The sequence below is a fragment of the Pseudomonas agronomica genome, assembly GCF_025917275.1.
Taxonomy (GTDB): Bacteria; Pseudomonadota; Gammaproteobacteria; order Pseudomonadales; family Pseudomonadaceae; genus Aquipseudomonas; species Aquipseudomonas agronomica.
The window spans coordinates 1-1,013 of sequence record NZ_JAOSHO010000898.1 but is presented as its reverse complement, the minus strand read 5'-3'; the positions used below and the strand labels follow the sequence as shown (position 1 = coordinate 1,013).

Genomic DNA, 1,013 nt, shown 5'->3' with positions numbered 1-1,013 from the left:
ACCGAAGCCCAGGACCGGGCCTACAGCCTGGTCAAGGGCAAGAACCCGGACCTGGCCGAAGACGAGCTGCGCAACATTGCCAAGGTCGTCGGCATCGACGCGGTGAAGTACGCCGACTTGTCGAAGCACCGCACCAGCGACTACAGCTTCAATTTCGACCTGATGCTCAACTTCGAGGGCAACACCGCGCCGTACCTGCTGTACGCCTACACCCGCGTGGCGGGGGTGTTCCGCAAGCTCGGCAAGGACTTCGACGAAGTGGAAGGCCAGATCGTCCTCGAGGCCGCCCACGAGCAGGAATTGGCGGCCAGGCTGGCTCAGTTCGGTGAAGTACTGAACAACGTCGCCGACAAGGGCACGCCGCATACCTTGTGCGCGTACCTGTACGACGTCGCCGGCCTGTTCTCCAGCTTCTACGAAAACTGCCCGATCCTCAGCGCCGAGACACCGGCACAGATGCAGAGCCGCCTGCGCCTCGCCGCACTGACCGGACGCACGCTCAAGCAAGGCCTGGAACTGCTGGGCCTGGAAACGCTGGAGCGCATGTAAGTTGGCCGCCAAGAAAAAACCTGCCCCCAAACGCGGCGCCAGTCGTTACCAGCCCCCGGCGAAAAAGCCGATCCCGGGCTGGTTGTGGATGGCCATCGGCCTGACCGTCGGTGCTTTCATTGTCTTCTTGATGAAGCTGGAGCCGGGCCAGGGCGATGACGTCAAGCGCGTCCGGCAAGAGCAGCAGAAAGCCACGCGGATCGCCGAGGCCAACAAGACGCCGCCGAGCCCGACGCAGCCAGTGAAGCCGAAATACGACTTCTACACTTTGCTGCCGGAATCGGAAGTCATCGTACCGCCCGATGCCGTGCCGGAGAAAACCCTGCCGACGCCGCAAGTGCCCCAGGTGCCGACCACACCGGTAACCCCGGCCGAAGCGGCAAAGATCGACGCCGCCCGCGCCCAGGCGGCCTTGGCCGGCATCACGCCGCCACCCGCGCCGCCAGTGCAGAAAGCAGCGCCCG

General features: G+C 64.7%; 2 protein-coding genes. Both read left to right on the top strand.

The features are described from left to right. The coding region (gene argS, locus OC610_RS27975; protein WP_264432842.1) for an arginine--tRNA ligase domain-containing protein at positions 1-549 on the top strand (549 nt) is incomplete at its 5' end. Position 550: 1 nt separating this feature from the next. Further along, a partial coding sequence (locus OC610_RS27970) for an SPOR domain-containing protein (protein WP_264432838.1) occupies positions 551-1,013 on the top strand: 463 nt, incomplete at its 3' end.